This window comes from Bradyrhizobium sp. Kon56, from assembly GCF_055807635.1.
The window spans coordinates 45,167-72,128 of the sequence record NZ_JBVVOU010000026.1 but is presented as its reverse complement, the minus strand read 5'-3'; the positions used below and the strand labels follow the sequence as shown (position 1 = coordinate 72,128).

27 protein-coding genes are annotated in these 26,962 nt (G+C 63.5%); 11 read left to right on the top strand and 16 right to left on the bottom strand.

Annotated elements, in window-relative coordinates; translation table 11 throughout:
- Positions 1-18: 18 nt before the first annotated feature.
- Positions 19-1,830, bottom strand: a complete 1,812-nt coding sequence (gene treZ, locus AC0L3B_RS30525) for a malto-oligosyltrehalose trehalohydrolase (protein ID WP_473381563.1) — start codon at positions 1,828-1,830, stop codon at positions 19-21.
- A gap of 279 nt (positions 1,831-2,109) precedes the next feature.
- Between treZ and AC0L3B_RS30520 the strand changes: the two genes are divergently transcribed.
- The 4 genes from AC0L3B_RS30520 to AC0L3B_RS30505 all read left to right on the top strand — a co-directional run bounded on the left by AC0L3B_RS30520 (position 2,110) and on the right by AC0L3B_RS30505 (position 6,466).
- Positions 2,110-2,367 (top strand): DUF3606 domain-containing protein, encoded by a 258-nt coding sequence (locus AC0L3B_RS30520; protein WP_018453928.1) that lies wholly within the window; start codon positions 2,110-2,112, stop codon positions 2,365-2,367.
- 43 nt (positions 2,368-2,410) lie between these two features.
- Positions 2,411-4,648 (top strand): glycogen debranching protein GlgX, encoded by a 2,238-nt coding sequence (gene glgX / locus AC0L3B_RS30515; protein WP_018453927.1) that lies wholly within the window; start codon positions 2,411-2,413, stop codon positions 4,646-4,648.
- Between the two features lie 105 nt (positions 4,649-4,753).
- Positions 4,754-5,047: a hypothetical protein gene (locus AC0L3B_RS30510; RefSeq protein ID WP_026232628.1), complete on the top strand. Its 294-nt coding sequence runs from the start codon at positions 4,754-4,756 to the stop codon at positions 5,045-5,047.
- A 147-nt stretch (positions 5,048-5,194) separates the two neighbouring features.
- The gene (locus AC0L3B_RS30505) at positions 5,195-6,466 is read left to right on the top strand and encodes a DUF892 family protein (RefSeq protein ID WP_473381562.1); all 1,272 of its coding nucleotides are present in this window, start codon (positions 5,195-5,197) and stop codon (positions 6,464-6,466) included.
- A 3-nt stretch (positions 6,467-6,469) separates the two neighbouring features.
- On the opposite strand, the gene AC0L3B_RS30500 is transcribed toward AC0L3B_RS30505, so the two are convergent.
- On the bottom strand, positions 6,470-9,586 hold the full coding sequence (locus AC0L3B_RS30500) for a DEAD/DEAH box helicase (protein ID WP_204512179.1): 3,117 nt from the start codon (positions 9,584-9,586) through the stop codon (positions 6,470-6,472).
- On the opposite strand from AC0L3B_RS30500, the gene AC0L3B_RS30495 reads away from it, so the two are divergent.
- On the top strand, positions 9,585-9,815 hold the full coding sequence (locus AC0L3B_RS30495; RefSeq protein ID WP_018453923.1) for a hypothetical protein: 231 nt from the start codon (positions 9,585-9,587) through the stop codon (positions 9,813-9,815). The genes AC0L3B_RS30500 and AC0L3B_RS30495 overlap by 2 nt on opposite strands.
- A 159-nt stretch (positions 9,816-9,974) precedes the next feature.
- On the opposite strand, the gene AC0L3B_RS30490 is transcribed toward AC0L3B_RS30495, so the two are convergent.
- Positions 9,975-10,235 carry a hypothetical protein gene (locus tag AC0L3B_RS30490; RefSeq protein ID WP_007595982.1) on the bottom strand — a complete coding sequence of 87 codons (261 nt, stop codon included), beginning with the start codon at positions 10,233-10,235 and terminating at the stop codon, positions 9,975-9,977.
- Positions 10,236-10,356: 121 nt separating this feature from the next.
- Between AC0L3B_RS30490 and AC0L3B_RS30485 the strand changes: the two genes are divergently transcribed.
- Positions 10,357-11,088, top strand: coding sequence for a DUF3750 domain-containing protein (locus AC0L3B_RS30485; RefSeq protein ID WP_018453922.1), 732 nt, complete (start codon positions 10,357-10,359; stop codon positions 11,086-11,088).
- A gap of 286 nt (positions 11,089-11,374) precedes the next feature.
- Here AC0L3B_RS30485 and AC0L3B_RS30480 read toward each other — a convergent pair whose 3' ends face one another.
- The 7 genes from AC0L3B_RS30480 to AC0L3B_RS30450 form a co-directional block, all read right to left on the bottom strand.
- Positions 11,375-11,659 carry a DUF2934 domain-containing protein gene (locus AC0L3B_RS30480; RefSeq protein WP_039798852.1) on the bottom strand — a complete coding sequence of 95 codons (285 nt, stop codon included), beginning with the start codon at positions 11,657-11,659 and terminating at the stop codon, positions 11,375-11,377.
- A gap of 268 nt (positions 11,660-11,927) precedes the next feature.
- The gene (locus AC0L3B_RS30475; RefSeq protein WP_018453920.1) at positions 11,928-12,089 is read right to left on the bottom strand and encodes a DUF2934 domain-containing protein; all 162 of its coding nucleotides are present in this window, start codon (positions 12,087-12,089) and stop codon (positions 11,928-11,930) included.
- A 336-nt stretch (positions 12,090-12,425) separates the two neighbouring features.
- On the bottom strand, positions 12,426-13,082 hold the full coding sequence (locus tag AC0L3B_RS30470) for a hypothetical protein (RefSeq protein ID WP_026232627.1): 657 nt from the start codon (positions 13,080-13,082) through the stop codon (positions 12,426-12,428).
- A 14-nt stretch (positions 13,083-13,096) separates the two neighbouring features.
- Positions 13,097-13,591 (bottom strand): type II 3-dehydroquinate dehydratase, encoded by a 495-nt coding sequence (locus tag AC0L3B_RS30465; RefSeq protein ID WP_026232626.1) that lies wholly within the window; start codon positions 13,589-13,591, stop codon positions 13,097-13,099.
- Between the two features lie 32 nt (positions 13,592-13,623).
- Positions 13,624-14,904, bottom strand: a complete 1,281-nt coding sequence (locus AC0L3B_RS30460; protein ID WP_018453917.1) for a TRAP transporter large permease subunit — start codon at positions 14,902-14,904, stop codon at positions 13,624-13,626.
- 58 nt (positions 14,905-14,962) lie between these two features.
- Positions 14,963-15,472 (bottom strand): TRAP transporter small permease, encoded by a 510-nt coding sequence (locus AC0L3B_RS30455; RefSeq protein WP_018453916.1) that lies wholly within the window; start codon positions 15,470-15,472, stop codon positions 14,963-14,965.
- A 76-nt stretch (positions 15,473-15,548) separates the two neighbouring features.
- Complete coding sequence (locus AC0L3B_RS30450) at positions 15,549-16,565, bottom strand: TRAP transporter substrate-binding protein (RefSeq protein WP_018453915.1); 1,017 nt, start codon at positions 16,563-16,565, stop codon at positions 15,549-15,551.
- A gap of 226 nt (positions 16,566-16,791) precedes the next feature.
- Here AC0L3B_RS30450 and AC0L3B_RS30445 point away from each other — a divergent pair, with 226 nt between their 5' ends.
- The 4 genes from AC0L3B_RS30445 (at position 16,792) to AC0L3B_RS30430 (ending at position 21,082) form a co-directional block, all read left to right on the top strand.
- The gene (locus tag AC0L3B_RS30445; protein ID WP_085348502.1) at positions 16,792-17,451 is read left to right on the top strand and encodes a GntR family transcriptional regulator; all 660 of its coding nucleotides are present in this window, start codon (positions 16,792-16,794) and stop codon (positions 17,449-17,451) included.
- A gap of 58 nt (positions 17,452-17,509) precedes the next feature.
- Complete coding sequence (locus AC0L3B_RS30440; RefSeq protein ID WP_204512182.1) at positions 17,510-18,409, top strand: SMP-30/gluconolactonase/LRE family protein; 900 nt, start codon at positions 17,510-17,512, stop codon at positions 18,407-18,409.
- A gap of 969 nt (positions 18,410-19,378) precedes the next feature.
- Positions 19,379-20,308 carry a non-homologous end joining protein Ku gene (gene ku, locus AC0L3B_RS30435; protein WP_018453912.1) on the top strand — a complete coding sequence of 310 codons (930 nt, stop codon included), beginning with the start codon at positions 19,379-19,381 and terminating at the stop codon, positions 20,306-20,308.
- 45 nt (positions 20,309-20,353) lie between these two features.
- Positions 20,354-21,082: a DUF72 domain-containing protein gene (locus tag AC0L3B_RS30430; RefSeq protein WP_085393961.1), complete on the top strand. Its 729-nt coding sequence runs from the start codon at positions 20,354-20,356 to the stop codon at positions 21,080-21,082.
- Between the two features lie 104 nt (positions 21,083-21,186).
- On the opposite strand, the gene AC0L3B_RS30425 is transcribed toward AC0L3B_RS30430, so the two are convergent.
- Positions 21,187-21,456: a hypothetical protein gene (locus tag AC0L3B_RS30425; protein WP_018453910.1), complete on the bottom strand. Its 270-nt coding sequence runs from the start codon at positions 21,454-21,456 to the stop codon at positions 21,187-21,189.
- A gap of 519 nt (positions 21,457-21,975) precedes the next feature.
- On the opposite strand from AC0L3B_RS30425, the gene AC0L3B_RS30420 reads away from it, so the two are divergent.
- Positions 21,976-23,460, top strand: coding sequence for a site-specific integrase (locus tag AC0L3B_RS30420; protein ID WP_473352140.1), 1,485 nt, complete (start codon positions 21,976-21,978; stop codon positions 23,458-23,460).
- A gap of 198 nt (positions 23,461-23,658) precedes the next feature.
- On the opposite strand, the gene AC0L3B_RS30415 is transcribed toward AC0L3B_RS30420, so the two are convergent.
- From AC0L3B_RS30415 to AC0L3B_RS30395, 5 genes are all read right to left on the bottom strand, one after another.
- Entirely contained in the window at positions 23,659-23,892 is a 234-nt protein-coding gene (locus AC0L3B_RS30415) for a hypothetical protein (protein ID WP_473381561.1), read from the bottom strand.
- A 54-nt stretch (positions 23,893-23,946) separates the two neighbouring features.
- Positions 23,947-24,210: a hypothetical protein gene (locus tag AC0L3B_RS30410; RefSeq protein WP_473381560.1), complete on the bottom strand. Its 264-nt coding sequence runs from the start codon at positions 24,208-24,210 to the stop codon at positions 23,947-23,949.
- Positions 24,210-25,187, bottom strand: a complete 978-nt coding sequence (locus AC0L3B_RS30405; protein WP_473352144.1) for a hypothetical protein — start codon at positions 25,185-25,187, stop codon at positions 24,210-24,212. The genes AC0L3B_RS30410 and AC0L3B_RS30405 overlap by 1 nt, the downstream gene beginning before the upstream one ends.
- A gap of 29 nt (positions 25,188-25,216) precedes the next feature.
- The gene (locus AC0L3B_RS30400; RefSeq protein ID WP_473381559.1) at positions 25,217-25,561 is read right to left on the bottom strand and encodes a hypothetical protein; all 345 of its coding nucleotides are present in this window, start codon (positions 25,559-25,561) and stop codon (positions 25,217-25,219) included.
- Between the two features lie 311 nt (positions 25,562-25,872).
- Positions 25,873-26,961, bottom strand: coding sequence for an XRE family transcriptional regulator (locus AC0L3B_RS30395; RefSeq protein WP_473381558.1), 1,089 nt, complete (start codon positions 26,959-26,961; stop codon positions 25,873-25,875).
- Position 26,962: the final 1 nt, after the last annotated feature.

The following is a 26,962-nucleotide window of genomic DNA, read 5'->3' as shown; positions in this document are numbered from 1 at the left end:
GCGTTCCTCGCGGTTCCATCACGCCTCGTGGCCAAGCCGCACGATGATGTCGCTCGGCAACAGCGCTGGCGCGTCGGCGGCGCCCAATCGCCATAGGCTCTCGCCCGCGACCAGCGCCGGCATGGGCAGTTCGTGGTCGGCGAAATTGGCAACAATCTGCAAGATGTCTCCCTTCTGCGTCCGCCAACGGGCATCCAGGCCGCCCTTACGCTGGTTCTCCCCCAGCAACCTGCAATGAGCCGAAACGAAACCCCGTTTGATCAGCGGAACGATCTTCTCGCGCCGTATCTTCAGCAATCGGGCTGTGAGGCCGCGAAACCTGGCGCTGGCGGGAGAGCGGTCGATGCCGGCCCAGTCGAGCTTCGATGCCCCGAAGGTTTTTTCATCGCACGGATCCGGAATCCTGGCGCGCATGCCGGGCGTCGAGAACGCCTTGAAGTGCGCGAACTCCGTGCGCCGCCCTTCCCGCGTCAGCTCGGCAGCTTCGCCGGACCAGTCTGCGAAAAACAGGAATGGCGTCTCGGCCGCGGCTTCCTCACCCATGAACAACAGGGGAATATGCGGGTTCAAGAGAACCAGTGCCATGGCCTGGTCCAGCTTCTCCGGACCGACCAGCGCGGAAAGCCGCTCCCCGAGCGCGCGGTTGCCGATCTGGTCGTGGTTCTGGGCGAAGAAGATGGTGGCATCAGGCGGCAGATGCGCGCTCGGCTCGCCGCGCGGTTCGTCATGCAGCGGAAAGATTTCGCCCTGGTAGGCAAAGCCCTCGGTGAGCGCTCGCGCGAGATGTTCAAGCGGCCTGTCTGCGAACGCGCGATAATAGCCTTCGTCCTCGCCCGTCAACAGGACGTGGAGCGCGTTGTGAAAATCATCGCCCCATTGCGCGTCATAGAGCCGGGTTCGCCCCTGAGCACGGTCGAGCAGGCGGGCCTGATTGGCCTCGTTCTCCAGCATCAGATGCACGCGCCGGTCCGGCAGCTGACTGCGAACCGTCTCGGCAAGCTCGATCAGGAAATGGCGGTCGGAATCGTCCTTCAGGGCGTGAACGGCGTCGAGCCGCAAGCCGTCGAACCCGTAGTCGCGCAGCCACATCAACGCGTTCTCGATCAGGAACTCGCGCACGAACGCGCCGTCGTGTCCCTCGAGGTTGACGGCAGGGCCCCAGCCGGTGCTGTGGCGCGCGGTAAAGAAACTTTCCGCATAGAGGTGCAGATAGTTCAGCTGCGGTCCGAAATGGTTATAGACAACATCGAGATAGACCATGATGTCGAGGGCATGCGCCGCGCGTAACAGCCGCTTGAGGTCTTCCGGCCTGCCGTAGCGCGCATTCGGCGCATTCAGCAGCACGCCGTCATAGCCCCAATTGTGCCGGCCGGGGACATCATTGAGCGGCATCAGCTCGATTGCGGTAATGCCGAGATCGCGCAGATAGGGCAACTTCTTCTCGACGCCGGCATAGGTGCCCTCCTCACTGAAGGTGCCGACGTGCAACTCGTAGATCACGGCCTCCGCCCAAGGGCGGCCGGGATAGAGCACCGAGTCTCGGAACGCCGCAGTGTCCACCAGCTCGCTCGGGGCCCCGACGTCGTCCGGCTGGAAGAACGAGGCGGGATCGGGAACGACCAGGTCTTCGTTGATCCTGAACTGATAGCGCGTGCCGACATGCGCGGTGGGACTCAACGCCTGGTACCAGCCATCGTGGTCGCGCATCATCCGGAGTGGCGGCCGGCCGGCTTCGAGCAATTCGACCGATTGCGCCGTCGGCGCCCACAGATTGAAGCAGACCCCGTGGTCGAGGCATCGAGGGCCGTGGTGTCGCGCTGGCCCAGCCATTCCCAAACTGTGACTCAAACCTGGCCGCCTTTGCGTGCATGGCTGGAAGTTACGGCACGCTTCGCGAGGCTCGATTTTACGATCGCTTGAGCATGCTCAACGGGAGAAGCCGAGATTTGGGCATTCGTTCCTCAGGCCGGCGCCACACCGATGCGCCATGTGCGTTGTGTGCACTTTTGGGCCGAGGTGCGGCGACGATGGGTTGGGGAAGATCACTGTTGCAAACAGGGAACGGAATCGCCGGGGCGACGGTTGCAACTCCACACGGGAGTTTTCGTCATGCGCCGCTCGAAGCCACAGCCGATCCGCAACAAGCTCGACCTCGCCGACCGTACTCAGGTGCGCCTCGTCAGAAAGCGTCTCGGACTATCCGACGCAGAGCTGACCAGCATCGTCGAGCGGATTGGCAACTCGATTGCGGCTATCAGCAAGGAGGCGGCGCTGCAAAGGGCAACCACGCTGCCGAAGCCGGACGATGTGCCTCCTGTCGCGGTGATTACTTCTGCGACCGTCGGCGAGCAGGCGACGCGGAAGTGACGGCAACCTCACCAAATTCTTCAGGGGCTATTCGGGGGCAGCGATGGATCAAACGGTACATTCAGACGACACCCTGACGCGGGCGGCCTCGAGCCTGCGCCGCTCCCGCATCAGCGAGGGCAAGCCGTTTCCGCTCGGCGCCACCTGGGACGGGCTCGGCGTCAATTTCGCGCTGTTTTCAGCCCATGCCACCAAGGTCGAACTCTGCCTGTTCGACGACAGCGGCGAAACCGAACTGGAGCGGATCGAACTCCCCGAATATACCGACGAAGTCTGGCACGGCTATTTGCCCTCGGCCCGCCCCGGCACCGTCTACGGCTACCGCGTCCATGGCCCCTACGAACCCGACGCTGGACACCGCTTCAATCCCAACAAGCTCGTGCTCGATCCCTACGCCAAGCAGCTGGTCGGCCGGTTGCGCTGGGGACCGGAGCTGTTCGGCTACCAGCTCGACCATGCCGACAAGGATCTCTCCTACGACGAACGCGACAGCGCGCCCTTGATGCAGAAATGCCGTGTCATCGACCCGGCCTTCACCTGGGGCGCCGCGCGCAAGCCGGAAGTGCCGTGGGAGCGGACGATCGTCTACGAGATGCACGTCAAGGGGTTTACCCAGTTGCATCCGCTGGTGCCCGACGCAGACCGCGGCACGTTCTCCGGTCTCGCGCACTCGGAAGTTCCGGCCTACCTGCGCTCGCTTGGCATTACCAGTGCAGAATTGTTGCCGATCCATGCCTTCGTTGACGACAGCTATCTGGTCGAGAAAGGCTTGCGCAATTACTGGGGCTACAACTCCCTTGCCTTCTTCGCGCCGGAGCCGCGTTACCTCAGGACGCCGTTCGCGAACGAATTCAAGGCCATGGTCAACCAGTTCCACGCCCATGGCGTCGAGGTCATCCTCGACGTCGTCTACAATCACACCGCTGAAGGAAACGAGCTCGGCCCAACCCTCTCGTTCAAGGGCATCGACAACGCCAGCTATTACCGCCTGCTGCCGGACCAGCAGCGCTACTACATCAACGACACCGGTACCGGGAACACGGTGAACCTGTCGCATCCACGCGTGCTGCAACTGGTCGCGGATTCCCTGCGCTACTGGGCGACCGAGATGCGGGTCGACGGTTTCCGCTTCGATCTCGCCACCATCCTGGCGCGCGAACCTTACGGGTTCGATGAAGGCGGCGGCTTCCTCGATGCCTGCCGGCAGGACCCCGTGCTTTCCAGCGTCAAGCTGATCGCCGAGCCCTGGGACATCGGTCCGGGCGGCTATCAGGTCGGTCAGTTTCCGCCGGGATGGGCGGAGTGGAACGACAAGTTCAGGGACACCGTGCGCGCCTTCTGGAAGGGCGATGAGGGATCGATCGCGGACTTCGCCAAGCGCGTGTCCGGATCCGGCGATCTCTTCAACAAGCGCGGCCGCCGGCCATGGGCCAGCGTCAACTTCGTCACAGCCCATGACGGCTTCAATCTCAATGACCTCGTCTCGTACAACGACAAGCACAACGAAGCCAATGGTGAGGATAATCGCGACGGCCACAGCGACAATCATTCCTGGAATTGCGGCGCCGAGGGACCGACGGACGATCCGGACATCACGGCGCTGCGCGAGCGCCAGAAGCGCAATCTGCTGGCGACCATGTTGTTGTCGCACGGCACGCCTATGCTGCTTGCCGGCGACGAATTCGGACACACCCAACACGGCAACAACAACGCGTACGCCCAGGACAACGAGACCACATGGCTCGACTGGCTCCGCATCACCGCAAATGGCCGCAGCCTGCGCGAATTCACGCGCAAGCTGATCGCCACGCGCAAGGCATTTCCGATTCTTTACCGCAGCCGCTTCCTGGTCGGCTCCCACAATGAAGAGCTGGACGTGAAGGACGTGACGTGGCTCGCGCCGTCCGGGGAGGAAATGACGACGGACCAGTGGCAGGACGGTAACGCCAAATGTTTCGGCCTGCTGCTCGACGGCCGCGCCCAGGAGACCGGGATCAAGCGCCGCGGCTCGGACGCAACCATGCTGCTGATCTACAACGCCCATTACGACGTCGTGAATTTCACCTTGCCCGCAGTCGCCGAGGGACGCAGCTGGATCGGGTTGATCGACACCAATCAACCGGAGGGGCAAATGCCCGCATTCGAGTTCGGGCACGTTTATGCGATGACGGGGCGATCCCTCGTGGTGTTCGGTCTCGCCACCGAAACCATCGCCACGCGCCGCCTGCGCCAGGGCCTCGGCGCGCTGCTGGACGTCGTGGAGGCGCCGCTGCCGGGGTAGTTGGTCGTGACACGGTGAGCCGACGCTTTCGAGTTGATGACGACAGGGAACGCACGCAGGTTATCGGCGTTCGAGTAGATGGGGCATCAGTCGGAGAACACCGAGATGAAGTTCACAGGTGCCGTTATCCTCGCCGCTCTCGCGCTGCCTGGAGCAGCCTGGGCGCAGGCCAGCAAGCCTGACGTTTCGTCCGCGCCGAGCGCGCAGAATTCGGGTGCCGGCATTGCCGGGCAGCCCGGCAACAAGAACGGGCCGGCCGCAAAGCCTGGTGAGACCGTTGGATCGAGTTCGACGAGCTCCACTGGCAACACCGCCGTGCAGTCGCAGGACCCGTCGAATATTCAGGGCGCGCCAGGCAACAAGAATGGGCCGCCCGCCAAGCGTCCGGACCAACGCTAAACGAATACGCCCACAATCCTGCCGATCGACTTCGAACGACCTGCGCCCGATATCATCGGCGCAGGTCGTTTCGCGAGGAACGAACGCTAAAGCCGCCCGTTCGGAAGACATCCTCTTTCCTGTCCTCCCAATACGAGAGTCCCCACCATGTATCACCACGTCAAGAAGCTGATGTTCACCGTTCGCGTCGACGAGCCGGATCCCCGCTTCGGCAACATGCTGCTGGAGCAGTTCGGCGGCGCCAATGGCGAGCTCGCCGCCGCGATGCAGTACTCGATCCAGGGGTTGAACTGCGAGGATCCCGATCGCAAGGACCTGCTGATGGACATCGGCACCGAAGAGCTCAGCCATCTGGAAGTGGTCGGCACGCTGGCGCGGATGCATCTCAAGCCGTCGAAGTTCGACCGCCAGGCGGCCGAAGCCGATCCCCTCCTCGCCATCGCCGGCGGCGGCGGCGTCAATCTCTTCAACTCCCAGGGCAATGCCTGGACCGCCGACTATCTGAAGATCACCGGCGAGCTTGACGTCGATCTGCGCAGCAACATCGCCGCGGAGGCGCGGGCCAAGATCGTCTACGAGCGGCTGATCAATTTCTGCGACGACGCCGGCAGCAAGGACGCGCTGCAGTTCCTGATGACCCGCGAGATCACGCACATGAAGGCGTTCGCGCTCGCGCTCGAGAGCATGGGCAAGCCAGCGTTCAGCATCGGCCGCATCGCGCCGACGCCCGGCCTCGTGGACCAGTTCTTCAACGATTCCACCGGCGCCGGCGACCATGGCGAGATCGACACGCGCGGCCCGTGGAACGAGGGCGGCGACTGGGTGTTCACGGAGTCGCCGGCGATCCAGGCGGGCGAACCGGGTCCGGCCTCGGCCATCGTCACCGAGAGCTCGCCGCCCGCGGACGAAGCGGGTCTCGGCGATCTGCTCATCAACGAGCTGCGCGATATCCTGCATGCCGAGAAGCAATTGACCAAGGCGCTTCCCAAGATGGCGGAGGCCGCCCGCTTCGATCAGTTGCGCGAGCTGTTCGAGCAGCACCTCGCCGAGACCGAAGCGCAGGTCGAGCGCATCAACGAATGCTTCGAAATGCTCGGTAAATCCGCCCGCGCCAAGCCCTGCAAGGGCATGATGGGCCTCGTCGAGGAAGGCCAGGAGATCATGGCCGAGGGCGAGGACAAGGAGGACGCGGCGGCCGACCTCGCCCTGATCGGCGCAGCGCAGCGCGTCGAGCATTACGAGATCGCGGGCTACACCACGGCGCGCAACCTCGCCCAGCAGCTTCGCCACAGTGCCATTGTCGCCCTGCTGTCGAAATCGCTCGCCGAGGAGGAGAACGCCGATCAGCTTCTCAACCAGGTGGCTCGCTCGCTGATGTCGGTGGCGAAAATGCCGGCGGCAGTCGAGCAGACCGAATGATCCCTAGCCGTCCAGCAGGTCGAGAAACTCCTCGACCCGGCTGAACGGATCCTGGTCGCGGCGGCCGGCGTGAACAACGCGGTCGCCGTCGCGCTGCAGCGCTCCCGTCTGCGACTTCGCCCTCGATTTCCGTAGTCGCCCCGGCAGGAACGTCGCGGCGACGGCCTCGGGCCCGACATCGAGCCTGACGATACCGCGCCGCTTGCAATCGATCCGCAGCCTGGCGGAGGCGAAGAAGTCGCGGGCCTCCGGCGGCAGCCTGCCGAAACGACGCGAGATCTCCTCTTCCAGATCTTCCAGATCGTCGTCGCTCCGGCACCTGGCAGCGCGCCCATAGATCTCGAGCCGGACCGCCTCGGATTGCACGTAGCCTTCAGGCAGCATGTCGGCGAGCGGCATATTGAGATCGGGCACCCACAGATCGGCCCCGGTATCGCTGCCTCGCTCGGACGCGCGCTTCAGCAGATGACTGTAGAGCACCGGTCCGAACACCTGGACATGCCCGGACTGCTGTTCCGAGAACAGATCGCCGGCGCCCCTGAGGTCGAGGTCGCGCTCGCTGATCGCAAAGCCGGCCCCGGGCTTGCTGAACTCCTCCAGTACCGCCAGGCGCTTCTCGGACTGCTCCGAGGTCGATTCCGTCAGCAGATGAGCAAAAGCGCGCGTGCCGCCGCGTCCCACCCGTCCCCTGAGCTGATGCAGCTGCGCAAGCCCGAACTTTTCGGGCCAGCACACCACGATGGTGTTCGCGCGCGGAATATCGAGACCGCTTTCCACGATATTGGTCGCCAGCAGCACATCCGCCTCGCCATCGACGAAACTCATCATGCGATCGTCGATCTCGTCCACGGGCAGTCTGCCGTGAAGACAGACGATGCGCAGCTCCGGAGCCACCGATTGCACCCGCGCCAGCATCGGCTCCAGATCCTGGATGCGTGGGCAGATCAGGAAGCTCTGACCGTGCCGCCTGCGCTCACGGAGCAGCGCTGCGGCAATGGCAGCATCGGACAGCGGCGCGATCCTGGTCACGATGGGAAGGCGATGAACCGGCGGCGAGGCGATCACGCTGAGGTCCCTGAAGCCGGCAAGACCCGCCGCGAGCGTGCGCGGGATCGGCGTGGCGCTCATCCACAGCGAATGGGCCCCCTTGGCGAGGCCTGAAAGCTTCGCCTTCTCGGCCGCCCCGAAATGCTGCTCTTCGTCGATGATGACGAGGCCGAGTTCGGCGAACTTCACGTCCTTTGCCGCAAGCGCCTGCGTGCCGACCACGACTTTCAGCGTGCCGCGCCGCAGCCCCTCCTTGGTCTCTCGCGTCTCCGGGCCTGAACTGGCCCGCGACAGGCTTCCCACCTCGATGCCGAGAGGGCCGAATCGCTTGCGGAAGGTTTCGACATGCTGCCGCGCCAGCACGGTCGTCGGCGCCGCGATCGCCACCTGCTTGCCGGACAGCGCCACTGCGGCCGCCGCCCGCAGCGCGACCTCGGTCTTGCCGAAGCCGACGTCACCGCAGATCACCCTGTCCATGGGATGGCCCGCCGCAAGATCGTCGAGGACGTCTTGAATCGCCTGGGCCTGGTCCACTGTCGTGAAATAGGGGAACCGCGCGACGAATTTTTCGTAAGCTGGCCCCGGCGGCACCAGTTTCGGTGCACGACGGCGGAGGCGCTGGCTGATGTGTTTGGCGAGCGCCTTGGCGGCGACCTGGATTTCCGCTTCCGCCTCGGTGCGCCGCGCCCACCAGCTGCTACCGTCCGCCTTGTCCAGCGTCAGCTTGCCGGGCTCGCCGGCATAAGGCCAGATCACGGCAAGATCGGAGGGCGGTACGAGCACGGCATTGTCGCCCGCGAATTTGAGCCTGATCATCTCGCGTCGCGATCCCTTGCCCATATCCAGGGTCTGCAAGCCATCGAGCACGGCGAGCCCGCGTTGCAGATGGACGATAGCGGCGCCCTTTTCCGGCACGTCGGGATGATCGAAAGCCGGATTCCAGGCGCGCGCCATCGGCTGCGGATGATGGGCTCGGCTGCCGAGCACGTCGGACGCGGTCACGACGACGAGCGGCTTGCGGCCGGCGCCAATGAACCCCGCGTCGAAATCGGCCAGCAGCGCGCCTTCGCGGCTCCGTGCCTTCGTCACCTCGCTCCAATCGGCCAGGCGCTCCGCCTTGATGCCGCTCATGCGCTCCATCGCGCGAAGGTCGTCCTCGACGGCCGCGACGAACAGCAGCCGCGATCCGCCGCGCTGCATGTCGGCGACGAAGGCGCGAAGCGCCTTGCGAGGCGAGGCCAGCTTCGAGAACTCCGGCGTCGAGATGAAGGCCGTCTTGCGCGGCAGCACGCTGATGCGCTTCTTCAGCTGCTTCCAGTCCGCCTGCCCCAGATATTCGCGTTCCGCATCCCTGCGGCCGGCAGCGTCCTCGATCGTGCCCAGCCAGCTCTCGGCGTGAGCCGATACCCCGGCATCCGCGATCCATCGCGCGCGGCTGCAATAATCAGGCAGTGTCGCCCGCTGTCCGCGCGTAGCTCCCAGAGCGATCCGCTCGGACATGGGATCTATGATCAATTCCGGGGTCTCGTAGACGACCTCGTGCTCGATAGGATCAACCGCGACGATCTTGCGGATCGTGTCGCCGGAATGCTCGATCCGGAAGGGAGCGAGTGCGCCGGCGGGAAACACTTCGAACGTCTTGCCATGGAACAGGACACCGCCCGGATACTCCGCCTCTTCGTCGAGATCGTAGCCGAGAGCTTCCAGCCGCGTCTCCAGCTCGGTCTCGGAATAGGGCGCGCCCACCTTCAGCGTGAGGCTCGACCGCGACCAGCTCGCCGGCAGCGGCAGCCGTTCCATGATGGCTTCCGCGGTGGACACCAGGAAGACGGGCTTCTTTGTCTTGGCGAGACGCCGCAGCACCGAGCTGCGCCGGCCCGCGATCTCGCGGGAGGGCTCGAGGCCGTCGAAGGGCAGCGTGTTCAGGCGCGGAAACACCAGCACGTCGACCGAGGGATCGAGGGCGTGGATCACGCCGCCCAGCCGCTCCGCCCTACTCTCGTCGTCGCAGAGGAAGACGAGGCCGTCGCGGCCGGACTTCTCCCACTGCTCGAGCAGATGCAGCGCCAGCATGCCGAGCGGCGATGAGGAGGCGACCGCGGAACGCGAGGCGCTCTTGTCCGGGCGCTTGCTTGTCGAGCTGGTACTTTTCGACCTCTTGCTTTTCGAACTCGTGCTCTTCGCGCTCTTGCTTATCGAGCCTACGCTTGTCGAGCTCTTGCTTTTTGTCTTTATCGCGCCGGTCGTGGCCCGGGCTTTGCTGGTGGGCGCCAATGTGTATCCAACTTTGTTTCGCAAATAGAGGCGAGCGACGACGAGCCCTCCCGTCGAGCTCCGTCGATAACGCGCCTCGGGCTTGAGCGCCCACTGACGTCATTACAATTTTGCAATTGCGTTGAAAAGCAGAGACAGGGGGCAAAGGCAAGCGGCCTGAACGGGCAGAAGGCTAACGGGCAGGCGGCTATTGCAGAACCTTCGGCAGCACCACGACCACGTCCACGCTCTGCGCGAGGATGTGCGTGGCGACCACAGCGAGCTGGTGCGAGAACTCGTCCTCGATCTCGGCCGCGCAGTCTTCGTCGCTGGCAATGGCAAACAGCAGATTGCCGTCGATTTCGTCGAACCGGATGCCGGCGAAGAGGCGATCGAAAATCTCGGCGCCCGCGATGTACGCGATTCGCGCTTGGATGGCCTGGTCCTCGACGAGCGACAACTTCCTCATGGAGGCAACATATGGCCGCACCACCCGAATGCAAGAGCAGGAGAGCGCTGGCGCGGCGTGCCTTGCGAACTATATTGGTGGCATCGTCCCGCCTGATCGCCGTTTGCCCTTGAGGAAATCCTTGATTCTGTTCCTGCTGCTGATCTTCCTGCCGATCGGCGTGTCGGCCGGCCGCTATTATTTGCGCGGCGACGGCCGCGGCAATTGGCAGACGGCGGATCGCTCCAGCGCCGGCCTGCTGCCGCCCGCATCGGCCAATCCGGATGCGCTGATCCGAGTGTTCGCCGCGCGCACCGTGCGCTGGCGCAGTATTTTTGCCGTCCACACCTGGATCGTCGTCAAGGAGAAGGGCGCCACAACCTATAGCCGATACGACTACACGGCCTGGGGCGACCCTGTTCGCAGCAACGGCTTCCCGCCCGACGGCCGCTGGTTCGGAGCCCTCCCGGAAACGGTGGTCGCCGTCGATGGCGCGCGGGCCGAAGCGCTGATTCCGAAGATCCGTGCCGTCATCGAGAATTACAAGTTCCGCGCCTATGGCGACTACAGCGCCTGGCCGGGACCGAATTCCAACACCTTCGTGCAGGCGGCGCTGGATGCTGTTCCCGAGCTGCGTGCCGTGCTGCCGCCGACCGCTATCGGCAAGGACTTTCCCTACAGCGGACGCTGGGCCGGCATCACGGCGTCCGGCACCGGGCTCTACGCCTCGCTGTCGGGCTATCTCGGCATGACCATCGGCTGGGTCGAAGGGGTCGAGATCAATTTCCTCGGCGCGGTGCTCGGCCTCGACATCCGCCGCCCCGCGCTGAAGCTTCCAGGCATAGGCCGCCTCGGTGTCGCGGCCGGCGCATAGGCCAATGACGGGCCGTCCCATCAAAGTCGGCGCCCTCCCAAGCTTCCCGACACATCGCCCCTTCCAATGTGTGCTTCAGGTCACAGCAGAATCGAGCGCCGTCGCGTAGATTGATCTTGCATGGCCGCAAACAAGGTAACGGCGGTACGCATGAGGCTGGAGAGGCGACCAACAGCTACGAAACTTTTGAAGCCGCCAGGGTGAAGAGCTCGGCGGCTTTTTCTCTGTCCAGGAACGCGCGGCCGAGCTTGTTCGCTGCCGATGTGGCTACCGGCAGCGCCAGCTACTATCGTTTCTCTGAATCCGAGGACCTCCGCTGATCGCGCTCTTCTTCGATCTGCCGTTCCGCTTCGACCCAGAACTCCACATCGCGATCGGCCGGGCGACCGGCCTGCTCCCAGAGCTCGTACGCGCGCGCTCGTACCTTGCCGCGCCGCATCATGCGAAGGAGCTTTTGCTTCAGCTCCTCGGCGAAACTCCTGAATCGCTGGACGGTGGTTTCGTCTTTAACGAGCGCAGCCGCTCGCGTTGCGAGTTCGATCTGGTGCTCTATCTTTTGCTGCTCATCCACCGCAAACCCCGCCGTAGCCACCGGCCTGCGTCGCAGCCCGTGCTGCTCACAACCTCAATTCCTGCTGGAAGGCTTCTGTTCCGCCTTCAAATGCCAGGTCGTGTCAGCTTCGACGATCACCACTCTTGTTTCGGGATCTTCCGTCGTGTTGCAGGTGCAGGGCATGCCCTCACCACAGCGGCAGCCGCCCAATTCCTCGCTCCAGGCGCGGAGCGGATGGTTTACGCAGACCCATCCCAGACCGTGGCAGAATGGCAGCCCTTGTTGGTCACAGCGTATCCGGCGTCCGCATCGGGTTCGACTTGTCCTCGTTGCGCAACTCCTGCTCGGCCGCGTGCCAGAACTCGTCCTCGCGGCCTTCCGGCTTGCCCGCCTGTTCCCACAAGCGGTGCGCGCGTTCTCTGATGTCGTGATCGGTCGGCTCCGGCATTGCATCTCCTGCGAAGAGACACGGCCCCACCCTGGGGGGTATGGGGGCTTGGAGGCGGGGCCGTGCAGGCCAGCAAATCGGCGGCGACGCTGGCCCGCTGAGTCAAGCCTCGATGGTGCGCAAGAGTTCCTAGCCCGGAGCGGCGAACACGCGAGCTCGAACGAAGCCCGCTCTCGCCGCCTTTTACAGGCCCCGGGATGGAGCGGTGCACTCCTGACGCGGAGCGTTCCTCAGGTATCGGGATGCCACGTCAGCCGGCAATCCAGACGAATCTGACGTCGGGCAGCAGGCGGCGCAAGCTCGAGCAAGTCACCGCGGCGAGCGAGAACGTTGTCATCAGCCGAAATCTGCGATACGGGCCTCGAGCGCAAACATGCTTTGATAAACTTCCGGCTCGCTCGCCCCGGCCATGACGTCGGGGGCAATTTCCGCGGCTTTCCGCAAGGCGCCCTGCAACGACGCGACGTCGAGCGCCTCGATCAGCAAAAGTCCGGCGAAAAAGCCCTCGTTCTTCCGCATGCCCTTCTCGGTCGTCCGCACCGATGTCCGCGCCTCGTCGGTCGCGCCGATCTGCACCGCGGCAACCCCGTCGCACGCAACGAGCGCCTGAGCCAGACCCTGGGGATCCTTCGGCAACGTCTCGATCCGCAGCGCCACGATCGATGCGCCCTCGCCCCGCCCTCCCCGCGCAATCATGACGCCGCCGCCCCGCATGAAATTGCCAAGCTTCGGCATGATGCGCCGGGACCACGGCGTCGGTGCGTTGAGGCGCGCCAGATAGGCCTCGCCGTCGAGGACCTCCGGCGTCCCCAGCTCGTACAGAATGAAGAAGCGGTTGATGTCGTCCCTTGCCGCGCGGAAGACACGCGATGCCAGGAAGCCCTTCGTCGTCACGCGCTCGGTCGTGTGCTCACGCGTCAGCCAGTGCCGGTAGTCGGTCAGGTCGTGAGCCTCGACGTCGCTCCAGATGGCGAGAAATCCCGTGCCGCGCATCCCGCCCTCCATGCCTACGCCTTGCCGCCGGCCGCAAGCCCGTGCAGAGCTGGCGCGATGGTCGCAGGCAATTGCCCTAGCCGTTGGACCGCCGCGAGCATCGCGGCGAGATAACCATAGGGACCCAGGCCGCAAATGACTGCCGTGGAGGCGCTCGACGTGATCGAGTGGCGGTGCAGCTCGTCCCGCGCGTGGATGTTCGAGATATGCACCTCGATCTTTACACCCTCGAAAATCTTCAGCGCATCGATCAGCGCGATCGAGGTGAATGAATAGGCCGCGGGGTTCATGATGATGGCGTCCGCGTTGCCATGGGCGGACTGGATCAGGCTGACGAGTTCGCCCTCCATGTTCGATTGATGGAACGACATCGAAACCCCGAGCTGGTCGGCCAGCGCCTTGCAGCTCGCCTCGATCTCCCCGAGCGTCGTCGAGCCGTAGATGTGGGGCTCGCGGATGCCGAGGAAATTGAGATTGGGTCCGTTGAGGATCATGATCCTTGCGGCCATTTTGGCTTGTCCTTCTTTTGTTGCCGACGCGTCTAGCCGCTGAACCACTTGGCCGGGATCGTCACCAGCCCCGGGAATAGCACCATCGCGAACAGGACGATCAGTTGCGCAATCAAGAAGGGCCAGACGCCCTTGATGATGTCCTCCATGCTGATCCTGGAGACGCCGCAAACCACGTTCAGCACGATACCGACCGGTGGCGTGATGAGGCCGATCGCATTATTGATGATGAAGAGGACACCAAAGTAGACGGGATCGATGCCCGCCGCCTTGACGATCGGCATCAGGATCGGCGTGAGGATGAGGATGGTCGGCGTCATGTCGAGAGCCGTCCCCACGATCACCACCACGACCATGATCGCCAGCATCAGGAGCGTGTTGTTGCCCATGAAAGGCTTGAGCAGGGTGACGATCTGTGCCGAAATCTCGGACACGGTGATGAGCCAGGACGACACCAGCGCGGCTGCCACGAGAAACATGACGATGCTCGTCGTCAAGGCCGAGGAGACGAACACCTCGTAAAGCTGCGACAGCTTCAATTCCCGATAGATGCAGGTCGCAACGAACAGCGAATAGACGGCGACGACCACTGCGGCTTCCGTCGGCGTGAAGATGCCGAAACGCAGGCCGACCACGATGATGACCGGCAGCATCAACGCCCAGAAGCCGTCGACCACCGCTTTCACCATTTCCGAGAGCGATGCTCTTGGCGGGGGCGTCAGGTTCTCCTGGCGGACCACCCACCACCAGGCCAGGCAGAGCCCCGCCCCGAGCAACAGCCCGGGGACGATCCCGGCCAGAAACAGTTTCGAGATCGACACGCCCGCGGCGACACCGAAAATGACGAATCCGATGCTGGGCGGAATCACGGGCGCGATGATGCCGCCGGCCGCGACCAGACCCGCCGCATAGGATTTCTTGTGGCCCGCCGCCACCATCATCGGCACCAGCAGGGCAGCCAGTGCCGCGGCATCGGCTGCCGCGGAGCCCGAGAGCGACGCAAGGATGCAGGACGCGAGGATCGTGACGTAACCAAGGCCGCCGCGAAAATGGCCGACCGCGACGAGCGCAACGTTGACGATTCGCTTGGCCAAACCACCCTTGTTCATGACCTCGCCGGCGAGCATGAAGAAGGGAATGGCCATGAGCGGAAAGCTGTCCGCGCCGTTGATGACGTTCTGCGCCACGATCTGCGCGTCGAACATGTCGATCGTGCTCATCAGGGCCACGCCGCAGACGATCAGCGCAAAGGCGATCGGCATGCCCAGCGCCATGGCGCCCAGCAGCGAGAAGGTGAAGACGGCGACCGTCATGACGCGATCCCGGTGGATTGCTGGACGTAAGCGCCGCCTGACATGGTTCGATGAGACATCAGTGCTCTTCCGATTCCTTGACGGCCACCATGTCGGATTCGCTGGCCTGTCCCGTGAGCACGCGGACGAGGTCGTAGAGAAGGATCACTGCGGCGGACACGCCGAAGACCACGCCCACTGCGTAGAAGATAGCCATCGACAGGCCGGTGGCCGGCGCGCGGTCCTCGATGTTGATGATGGTCTGGCGCCAGCTTCCCGAAAGCAGCAGCCAGTCGGCAAACAGCATCAGGCAATAGTTGATGACGAAGCAGATGCGCTTGCCCGAGGCCGGCAGCATCCGGACGAGAGTGTCGACGCCGAGATGGGCGTGCTCGCGAAGCGCGACGATTGCGCCGAGGAAGGTCAACCAGACCAGCAGCCAGCGCGACAGCTCCTCGGAAATCGCGATACCGGAATTGAAGCCGTAGCGCAGGACAACGTTGCCGAACACCAGCACCACCATCACCGCAAGACATGCGGCGATGATGCCCTTCAGCAGGGTGCAATAGAGGTCGAGAATCCGCGCCATGCGTGTCGTCCGGGCAAAGTCGGGTTCAGAGCCGGCCGACTGGCCGGCTCTGCCTCTTGCATGCTGACGAGGTCGACTATTTCACGTCCTTGCGGATGCGATCGAGCTCGTCGTTGAACAGCTTGACCGCCTCCGGCTTGAGATTGGCGGCAATCTTGTCGACCACCGGCTGCGCGGTCTTGCGCATGCGATCGAGCTCTTCCGGCGCGACGGTGTTGTACTGCATGCCCTTCGCCTGTAATTCAGAGAGGGCCTTTTCGGTCTGAAGGCGGGTCTGCTCCTTTTGATAGCCTCGGCTTTCCTCATACGCCTCGCGCATCAGGCGCTGCTCGGTCGGCGAGAGCTTGTCCCAAAACGCCTTGCTCACCAGGATAATGTTCAGGGTGAAGGTGTGATTGGTGGCGGAAACGTATTTTTGCACTTCGTAGAACTTGTTGGAGAGAATGACCGTGAAGGGGTTCTCCTCGCCATCGACGGTGCGCGTCTCCAACGCCGAATAGAGTTCGCCGAAGGCCATCGGAACGGGATTGGCCTTGAAGGATCCGAAGGTCTCGAGATAGACCGGGTTCGGAATGACGCGGAGCTTGAGGCCGTTGAAATCCTCGACCTTGGTGATCGGCCGCGTGCTGTTGGTGACGTTGCGGAAGCCGAGGCCCCAATAGCCCAGACCGATCAGCCCCTTCGACGGCAACGTATCGAGCATCGACGTGCCGAACTTGCCGGTCCCGAGAGCATCCGCCTGCTCGATGGTCTTCACGATGAATGGAAAGTCGATGAGGCCGAACTCCGGCACGACGGTTGCGAGCGACGTCGTCGAGGCCGACAGCATTTCCTGCGTGCCGCCGCGCAGCGCGGATTGCTGCTGCAGCTCGTTGCCGAGCTGCGAGGCCGCGAACTCACGAATCTTCATCTTGCCCCCGCTCTTCGCCAGCAGGATCTCCGCAAATTTCTGCACCCCCGCGCTGACGGGGTGATCGGTGTTGTTCAGGTGTCCCCACCTGATCGTGCGCTCCTGAATGTCCTCAGCGGATGCACCGACCGTCAGCGCCACGCAGATCGCCGTCGCAGACAGCGCCCGTACCAACAAGCTCATTTTGACCTCCCTGTTCGATCGGGGCACGACGGCGGCTTCAGCCATTCTTTTCTGCACCCTCAGGCCAATCAAAAAACATAACTACATTTCTTGGTCAAATGATAAATTGCAATTCATCTGATATTTTTGATTACGTCTGTTGTTAGGTGTCTGCTATATTGCTGGTAACATTGATGGTTCGGCCGCCCACCACGGGCGTTGCGCGCATATTGCGGGATCGGAGAGCATGACGTCACTCGAGGGGCGCCCCTTGTCGGCGGGCGACAGCGGTTATCAGCGGATTCGATCCGACATCATTTTCGGCGTGCTGACGCCGTCCGGACGTCTCAAGCTCGACGCCATGAAAGAGGACTACGGCGTCAGCATCTCCACGCTGCGCGAGATCCTCAATCGGCTGACTTCGGAGGGATTCGTGGTCGCGGAGGGCCAGCGCGGCTTCGAGGTGGCGCCGATATCCATCCAGAACCTGCGTGAACTCGCCGGCCTGCGCATCCTGCTGGAGCAGCATGCAATGGCCGAGTCGTTTCGTGCCGGCGACGTCGAGTGGGAGGGCCGCGTGGTGTCCGCGCATCACAAGCTGGCGGCCACCGAACGCACCGTCCTCAAGGAGGGGGACGATCCCGAGCTGCGCAAACGCTACGACGGCGAATTCCACCAGGCTCTCATCTCGAATTGCGGTTCGCGCGAGCTGATGCAGACCCACGCGATCGTGTTCGACAAATATTTCCGCTATGCGCTGCGCTACCGCGGCGCAGAGACGATCAACCAGCACAAGGCGCTGCTCGAATGCGCCCTCAAGCGCGACATCAAAAGCGCCAAAACCGTGCTCACCGATCACATCAACGGGTGCGTCGCGCACGCCCTCGCCTCCTGGAACGAGGATTGATCGTCCGCGGCCTGACGTCGTTCGGAGACAGCGCTCGTCGCTGCAATCGGATTTCGGGATGACTCCTGACATGATTCCCGCGCATCGGGTCGAGACCGCGGTCGCCACAGGCGACATCCTCGGCGAAACGCCATTGTGGTGCGACAGCTCCCGCAAGCTGTGGTGGGTCGACATCGACCGGCGGCTGCATCAATCCTTCGATCCGGCGACAGGCGCGCATCAGGTTATTCCGTACGCATGCAACTTCCTCGGCAGTCAGGCCTTGACGGCGGATGGCTCCCACCTGCTCGCGCAGGATCTGAGGCTTTATCGCCGCGCGTTCGATGACGATCCTCCAGGTCAGCTCTGCGAGGTCGAAAGCGGCCTCGACAATCGCCTGAACGACGGGCGCGTCGACGCGCGGGGCCGGCTGTGGATCGGCACCATGGACAACCAGCTGCATCGGCCGAACGGAGCGCTGTATCGGGTGGACGCGGACGGCCGGACAACGCGCATGTTCGGCGATGTCATCGTGACGAACGGCATCGCGTTCTCGCCCGACAATCGCACGCTCTACTTCACGGACACGAGGCGTTACCGCACCTGGCAGTTCGACTTCGATCTCGATGACGGCGCGATTAGCAACAGACGGCTGTTCGCGGATTACAGCGCCTCCGGCGAGAGGCCCGACGGCGCGTGCATCGACGCTGCGGGCGGACTGTGGACCGCATTCTTCTCCGGCGGCCGGGTGGTGCGCTATCGGCCGGACGGCCGGATCGATACCGTCATTCCGGTGCCGGCGACCAATCCGACCTGCGTATGCTTCGGCGGAGCCGATCTGAAGACCCTGTTCGTGACGACGGCGAGAAAGTTTCTTGATCGCGAGCAACTGGGCCGCGAACCCCAGGCGGGTCATGTTCTGGCCATTGATGGCATTGCACAGGGACTTCCAGAGCATCGCTTCGGCAATTCATCCTGAGCGCCTGCCACCGAGACGTCGCGGCACATGACGCGACCAGGCATTCAAACAGCGGACATGATTTCTCGTTCTCGCGGCGCGTTTCGCCCGAGCTTTGCTTCGTCACTCCGCCCTCATATCCAAGAGGGCGCAGGGAAGGCCGGGTGCCGGCTGGCACCCGCAAGTCCGCTGCGCGAAAAGCACACGCAGGAAAACCGCACAGCAGCATACAGGTGTAGCCAATCACTCGGCCTTCCCTGCGCGACGGTTGGACGGCTTATGCCGTGCTCTCCCGGGAGCCGAGTTCTCTTTGGCCTCCCTCGCCTCGCGAATTTGGATGATGCTGTCTGCCCGGTTGGGCTCGCACACACCTCCGCGAAAGCTTGACCGTAGCAACGACGGCCAGGACCACACGGTTTTGCCGTACGCACGGCCCGCCATTTCGCCGCAGTTTTTCCAGCCCTGTCGACGAAGCCGAAAACTTACAGGCGAGACGAAGCCTAGCAGCGCCGCTCGTCCGCACGCGGTTGCGGGCTCACAGGGTCTACCCGCCCTGCCCGCACCATCTCGTACCGACGCTGCCGCGTCCATCGCAAGCCCGGCTCGCAATCAAGACGACAACGAGATCGCCCCTCAAGGATGAGCCGGGATGAGCGACACATACGCCGTTTCCGAATTTCGGTAAAGTGGAATATTTTTGCGGAGAGGGATTGACGGGAGAAGGGTGTGTTGCCCGACGGGCTGGGTTGCCGCTTCCCTAGAGCAAGGGATTGGCCGTTTTCCACAGAGGTCTAATCACCGCGGAGTGCCAGGGATTGCGTCACCGATACACGTTCTTATTTTGTTCGTTGGGTTAAGACTGCCCGCCATCTATTCCGGGCGCTTGACCGGGATCTGGCATCAATTTGCGGTGGACACCTGCGGGCGGTGTCGGAACTGTGTCGCGCCGTTCGTCTTGAGTCCAAGTCCCCTTATGGAGTTTTGCGTACCATGGCCCCCCGCGCGAACTGGAAAGGCTTTTTGCGTCTCTCGTTGGTCACCTGTCCCGTGGCGCTCTACCCAGCTACGTCGGAGAGCGAGAAGATCTCCTTCAACCAGCTCAACCGTCAGACCGGTCATCGGATCAAGTACCTGAAAGTCGACGCCGACACCGGCGACGAGGTGCCCAACGAGGACATCGTTAAGGGCTACCAGCTCGAGAAGGACCAGTTCATCGAGGTGACCAAGGAGGAGCTTGAGGAGATCGCGCTGGAATCCACGCGGACCATCGAGATCGATGAGTTCGTAGACAAGGCCGAGATCGATCCGCGCTACCTAATTCGCCCCTACTACATCCGTCCGGACGGAAAAGTCGGCCACGACGCCTTCGCGGTCATCCGCGAGACCATCCGCGAGATGAACAAGGTTGCGATCGGGCGCGTGGTGCTCACCAACCGAGAGCACATCATTGCGCTCGAGCCGATGGACAAGGGTCTGGTCGGCACCTTGCTGCGGTATCCCTACGAGGTTCGTAGCGAGCAGGAATACTTCGACGAGATCCAGGACGTCAAAGTGACGAAGGACATGCTCGATCTGGCCAGGCACATCGTGAACCAGAAGGCGGGATCATTCGAGCCGGAGAAGTTCGAGGACCATTATGAAAGCGCGCTGATCGAGCTCATCAACCAGAAGCGCACCGGCAAGCCGATCGTGCCGAAGGATCGGCCGAAAGGCGAGAACGTCGTCGATCTGATGGACGCGCTACGCAAGAGCGTCGGCGGGGCGGCAGCAAAGACCGAGGCTCCGAAAAAGCCTGCCAAGAAGACGAAGAAGGCTGCCGCGGCTCAGAAGGAGATGCTGATGCCGATCGCCGGTAAGAAGCTGGCTAAGGAAGCGGCGGCGAAGAAGCCGACAGCAGGGACGCGGCGGAAGTCGGCGTGAGATTGTGAAACATCCGGTGATACCCGATGGCAGTTTCGGACTGACATGGAAGAGGCCGCGCATGTCAAGGCTGAGCTGCGGCTCGGCACAGCGGGATGGAATGTTCCGCGAGTCTGCAAGGAAAGAGTTGGCGGGGTAGGTAGCCAGCTTGAACGCTACGCGCGGGTGTTGAACGCCACCGAGATCAACTCATCATTTCATAAGCCGCACCGGCGTTCGACCTATGAGAAATGGGCGAACGCGACGCCAGATGATTTCCGCTTTTCGGTAAAGGTGCCGAAGTCTGTTACTCACTCGTCACAGCTTGCGCAGGGTGAACTCGATCGGTTCATCGAAGAGAGCGCCGGACTTGGTGCGAAGCTCGGGGTTTTGCTCGTTCAGTTTGCGCCTCGCAAAATGTTCGTTGAGTCCGATGCGGAGTTCCTGTTCCGCGCGCTGCAGGAAAAGACCTCAGCCGCTCTCGCGTGCGAGCCGCGTCACGTCAGCTGGTTTACGCCCGAGGTCGGCGCCTGGCTCGGGGAACGTCGGATTGCCCGTGTCGCCGCGGATCCGGCGCGGGGGCCCGATGCCGACCTGCCGGGCGGGTGGCCTAGTCTGCGCTATTTTCGATTGCATGGAGCGCCGCGCATTTACTACTCCGCGTACGACGGGGCGTTCCTGCGATCGCTGAAGCTGCGGCTCGGTGCTGCGTCGTCATCTAGTGAGACCTGGTGCATCTTCGACAACACCGCAGCCGGCGCAGCGATCGAGAACGCACTAGACTTGCTCGCTTGAAGGGCCTTTTGGCAACAGTCCGCTGATATCCCTTACGTCGTCCAAGTTTGCCAAAGGCGTTTGAGGCTCGCACGCCATTCGAGCGGCGCGACAGCGCAGGGGACTTAATCGGGACGTGGCGGGCACTCCGGGCACGTATCGCCGATCGAATGCAAAACCTCGCGCACTTGCCCGACGGCCTGATCCGGAGATAAGCCCTCGGGTGGCTCCTGCCTGGCTATATCCAATGCGTGCTCGCGTGCATGCGGGTCGGCCCGGTCCTTCGCCCAGCCGTGCTCCTCGCATTCGTGGATGGCGCCCGCCTCCTGCAGCACGCTGAGCGCCCAGCCGCGCAGCGTTCGGATCGCCGGCCGTCTTTCCTTCGTCATCAGCATCGAGCTTGCTCCTGCCCGGACGAATCCTTTGGCCCGTCTTCTCGTTCCGAGCGGTTAGCACGCAGCAGGGATTCGCAATCGGCAGAGCTGAGGTTTGTCCCCGTGTTCCGCGGCTCTGGCACAATCGCGTCGGCTGCAGCACGGCTCAGCCGTAGGGTTCTGCCCGCTGAGAAGCGGCCACGCTTCGACTCCGGGCGCTAAACCGCTAAATGTACCCCGCCGTCTTCCCCTCCGCAGCGCGTAGCTTCATGCTCGCCAGCTTGCGAATTGGTGGGACTAATGTGGTACCAAGAGAGTCCGAGGATCGCAGGTTAGCAGGAAGTGCCTGATTTTTTGGTAGCGGGAGAGGGACTCGAACCCCCGACCCCAGGATTATGATTCCCGTATTCGATAATCTGCCGCGAGTCGTCGTTAACCTTACACGGTTTTCCCTGAGGAAAACGCGCTCGAATCCTTGCGGACCCCTTTCCGCCGCCGAGAATCCAGCTAAGAGGCGGGTACAAAAGCGGGTACAGGTTCGTGGCGTTCCAGCGCGTAGAAATTACGGCGAAGGTCGTTCAGGAGGCCGCTCGGGCCGCAGCCGAGAGGCGCGCCGGCACCGGCATTTGGGCCGACACGCGCCTGCCGTACCTGCAGATCCGCCAGCGCGCCGGCGCTGCGAAGTGGATCGTCCGCTTCGGCGACACGCTGCGCTCGATCGGCGACATCCGCGAGCGACACCCGGAATTTCTGTCGGTCACGGACGCGCGGAAGGCGGCGACCGACACCTACACCGAATTGCGCTACGGCGACGACCAGGACCCCGTCTCCGCCGACGAGACGCAGGTCGCGGGCTGGACCCTCGGCCAGGTCTGTGTCGGCTATCAGCGGATGCTGTCGCAGCCGCGGTGGATCAACAACCGACTGAAGCCGGCGAGCGAGGGAACCAACGACGACGTCCGGCGGGCGTTCGGCCAGGTATCGTACCAGGTTCTCGGACCGATGACCGTGCTGACGCTGACGAGGCCCCTGCTAAACCAATGCCGTGACGGCGTGACGTCATATCGGCAGCGCCAGAAGTGTGTCGCCTACATCAAAGCCGCCCTCACCTGGGCGGCAGACACGCATCCGGACGAAAGCGGGCTGACCGAAGATGTCGATCGCTGGTGGGAACGCCTCAACGCTGGCGAGCCTGACGTCGACACGATGCACGCGATCGAGGGCCGCCGGAAGCGGCATCGCCAAAACAAGGCCGAGCTCACCGTCGACGCGATCGCGGCTACGTTGATTGCGCACGAAAAGTATTGCGTCGCGCGCGAGCGCGTGCCGGGCTTCGCGGCGGTCACCGCCGGGATCCGATGGGGCATCTGGTGGGTCGCGTTCACGGGCAACCGGCGTCTGTCGACCGTCGAACTGTTGCGCGGCAATCTGAAGGAGCAGGACGAATTCGGCGAGCCAGGATGGGGCCGCGCCGAGTGGACGGCTGAGCAGATGAAGGGTAAGGAGGATTTCTGGTTGCCGCTGCCGCCGGTCGTCTATGCCATCGCGGCGGCATCGATGTCGGATTGGCAGAAGGCCATCGACTACAACGGCCGCGCACACACGGCCTGCGCAAAGACGAAGTGGGTGTTCGCATCCCAACAGCGCTACGTGCGCGGCAGCCGCGGCACGGAGCTGAAGGACGTCAGGATCTATCCGAACTCGTTGAACAGGCATCTGCAGCGCATGCGCGCCGACGGCACCCTCGACGGCTTGGCGCTGTTCAATCCGCATCTGGTGCGATCCCCAGTCGGCGACTTTATCGATGAGCATGTCACGGGCGTCGCGTCGTCGCTCGTGCTGGCCCATAAAGTGAAGGGCGACGGCGAAGAAGCCGCGCCGACCACGAGGCAATACTACCTAACCTCGCAACGGATGAAGGAGAAGGCGGCTGGCATGAAGGCATGGAGCGACGCCCTGCTTGATGCATACCTCAAGGTCCCAGGCGCCAAGTTGCCTGAGCCCATCGATCAGCGGCGACGCTAGAAGATCAAACGGAAACCCCGGCGGTGATGCGCCGGGGCTGCTGGACTTGCCGTTTACCCGCGAAGGCGCGGAAGGTCTGTTGGAGGCGGCGAGCGCCAGAACAGGATGCGGTCTACCCGCCTGACGGCGGAATGTCTACTTCGTGGCTGCTTTCGCTGCGGCGAGCATTGCGAGCATGGCCTTCCCTTCGGGCGTCTCTCACCTGTTCATCCAGTCCACCGCGCTCGCGAGCTGCTCTTCGAAAGAGCGCTTGTCGATGCGACCGCAGTCGTCGACGCAGAACATCATCAGCGAGTCGCCGTCGCTCAGGATGACGACGAAATGCGTGCTCCCTTCGGACAACGCGGAAACATTGTACGTCACCGGCCCGAACTGCTCCCAGCGCCTGAAGCCGGCGCGTTTGATCGCCTCGGTGGCGTCAGCGAGCGACATGCTCTCGTCCTCGTCTTCGGCGGCGCGGAATTCGGGAATTGAATCACCGTTATTTTACTCCTCCAGTTCGCGCAGCATCTGCAGCGCCATCTTCTGCAACTTCAATCCGACCGCGCTCATGCAATCGGCCTCCTTCACGAGCGCGCCGGCGACGCGCTCGTAGACGTCGTCGCTCACCGGCTTGGCGCCCGTGACGATGAACGACATCACTTGCTTCGAGATGCCGGCGGCCTCCGCGAGCTTCGTCAGGCCGCGATCGCCGAAGGCCGCCGCGGCGGCGGCCTTGATCTTGGCGGCGCGGGGCGAGAGCTTGGCCATCAGGCCGCATCCTGCGAGCGGCAGTCTTTGACGATCTCCCGCCACCCATGGGCGTTGGGGTCCCACTGGTGCGTCTGCTTCCAGGCGTAGAAGCGTTCCTCATGCACCTTGATCTCGGCGCGGATGCCGGCGATCTCGCGATCGCGGCGGGCGAGGTCGTCGGCCTTCTCGATGGCGAAGTACAGAATGCCGTTGCGGCGGAAGTCGTCCGCGCGGGCGGCGCGCTCGACTTCGAAGGTCTCGCGCGTGACGGCGAGCGAGATCATGGGGCGGCCGCCCCGGTGATCCATCCCGGCGCTGCGGTCGGGGAAGCGTACCGTGACCGGCTTCGTCTCGACTGCGACGGCCTTGCGGTCGAGCACTGCGCTCGCCTCCCAGGACTTCAGATCGCCGATCATGATGCCGAGGAATTCTCGGGACACCTCGAACGGAGAGCGCTTGGCGCCGGCGCAGGACGCGGTTTGCCAGCCGCCGCCGGGGCGCTGGTAGCCGTGGTGCGCGATGGTGCCGATGTTGGCGAGGTAGCGCCTGCCGCAGCACTGGCACGTCATCGTCGCCGCCTCGCGCTCGAGCTGCAGCGCAGTCTTCGGCGCGCCGGGGCCGGTCTGGCGCTTGACGACGAAGGGTTTGGCGGCCTGCAGCAGCTCGTGCAGCGGCAGCAGCGCGGTCAGCACCGCGCGGCGGGCCGCGGTCCTGTCCTCTGACGTCTCGCGCTCGCCGCGCGACATGCCCGCCTGCTTGATGCCGTGCGGCACGTCGTATGCGCCCATGATCAGACGGCCGTCGTAGTCGCCGGTCTCGTCCTGATAGTGGTTGTAGGCCTCGTCGACGGCCCGGTTGATCGTGTCCTTGGCGTCCTTGAAGTCGACGTTCTTGACGGTCCCGGCGGCGATGCCGGCTTCGAGCTTGGCGACGGCGTCGGCGAGCTGCGCGACGCGGTGCTCACGGAGGCGGTGGGCGAAGTTTTCGAGGTTCACGGTTGTTATTCCGAGCAATGCTGGTGACGTCAAACGACGGTGGCCTCGAGATGCGCGCTCACAGCGGCCAGTTTGTCGAGCAGAGCCTGTTTGCGGTCGAGTTCACGCTTGGCGTCCTTGACGAGGTCGGCCTCGATGCTGCACTTCGCGAAGTCGACGTAGCTCTCGATGCGGCGGCCGAGGCCGTGCTGCGCGATCTGTTCGCGGTCCCGGAGCTCCTTGATGGCCTGCGCCTTGCGGCGCTCGATCTCGATCTGCAGCTCGCCCAGCAGGTTGTAGCCGCCGCCGTCCTTGATGGCGTCGAGTTCGGCGTCGAGTTGAGCATCGGTCGCCATGCGGATATCGTGGGTATACGAGCTGGTGATCTTAGCCATATGCTTGTCTCTCCTCTTGACGTCGCGACCATCGCGCCGTCTAAATCGGAGGAATGCAATAGATAATCTGTTGACAACGCTGCGGAATCAACCGCGCGAAAAATCCTTAGCTTCCCATCGATGGTTAATTGCCGGCTTTAGCCTGCAAAACTAGGCCAACGGCACAAGATGCAGGCTATACCCTGCAAACAGGCACAAGCCTCTCCGCAGAATCCACAGCCTGTTGATGATGCGTAAAGGCTTCAAAACGGGACGCCGGCGCAGGAATGCTGCGTAAAGGCTTCAACGCTTCGAGAATGCCCACGTCTTCGTCACTGGATCACGCGGAGGTGCCCGGCGCGCCCCTTCTCCTGACCAGGCAGAGCGATCGAGTAGGTCTTCGCCAGCTCGGTCTCGTTCATGATCAGCACCTTCGACAGGTCGGCGAGCGAATATCCCATGTCGTTGATGTGCAGCGAGACGAGGTCGCCGAGCGTGCGCGGCTGCTCGGCGGGGAAGTCGAGCTCCGGCGGCTCGCGCAGCTTGATCTTGTGGATGTTGAACTGCTTCCAGATGTACTGCGCCTGAGTCTCGTTGAGAGCGCCGACGCGCTTGGCGGCGAACACCAGCGACGCCATCGAGACCTTCCACTCCGGCTTCAGAGCGGCGAGCAGACGCAGGTCGACCTTGCGGCCGGCGAAGTACGGCTTGATGTCGTCGGTCGGGACCAGGAAGCAGGACGCGAACTTGTCCGCCTCCTCCTCCATGTTCGGCGTCGGGAAGCTGTGCATCACCACGTGTGCGAGCTCATGGCAGAGCGTGAAGCGCATTCGGTCGGCGGACTGCTGGCGGTTCAGCACGATCAGGTTCGGCATGCCGGGCACGGCGAAGCGGACACCGCTGACGGACGACCCGCCCAGGTCGGAGTGCGCGATCAGGATGCCGGCGTCTTCGACCAGAGCAGTCACGTCCTGGATGGGTCCGTCGGGGACCTGCCAGAACCGCCGCAGCAGGCCCGCAATCTTCTCCGGATCGTTGTCGTACTCGTCGGCATCGAACCGCGGCAGCTTGTTGATGGGCTCGAGGTCGGTGGCCTCGAGCAGGTTGCGCAGGTGCATGACGCGCACGTTCAGCTCGGCGACGATTCGGTGAAGCTCGGTCGCCGAGACGTTGGACTTCTTGCGCCACATCGGATGTACGCTGACGGGCGCGCCGTAGATGGTGTCGGTCTGCGAGAAGAAGTCGACGGGCACGGAGAACACGTCGCTCGCCTTCGCCAGCAGATCTTCACTCGGCTCCTTGAGTCCGGTCTCGATCCGCGACAGTTCGACGTTGGGTACGCCGAGGCATTCCGCAGCCTCGTTCTGCGGGAATCCTCTTAGCTGCCGCGCGAGGCGCAGCATGTTCCCAGCTTTCGACATC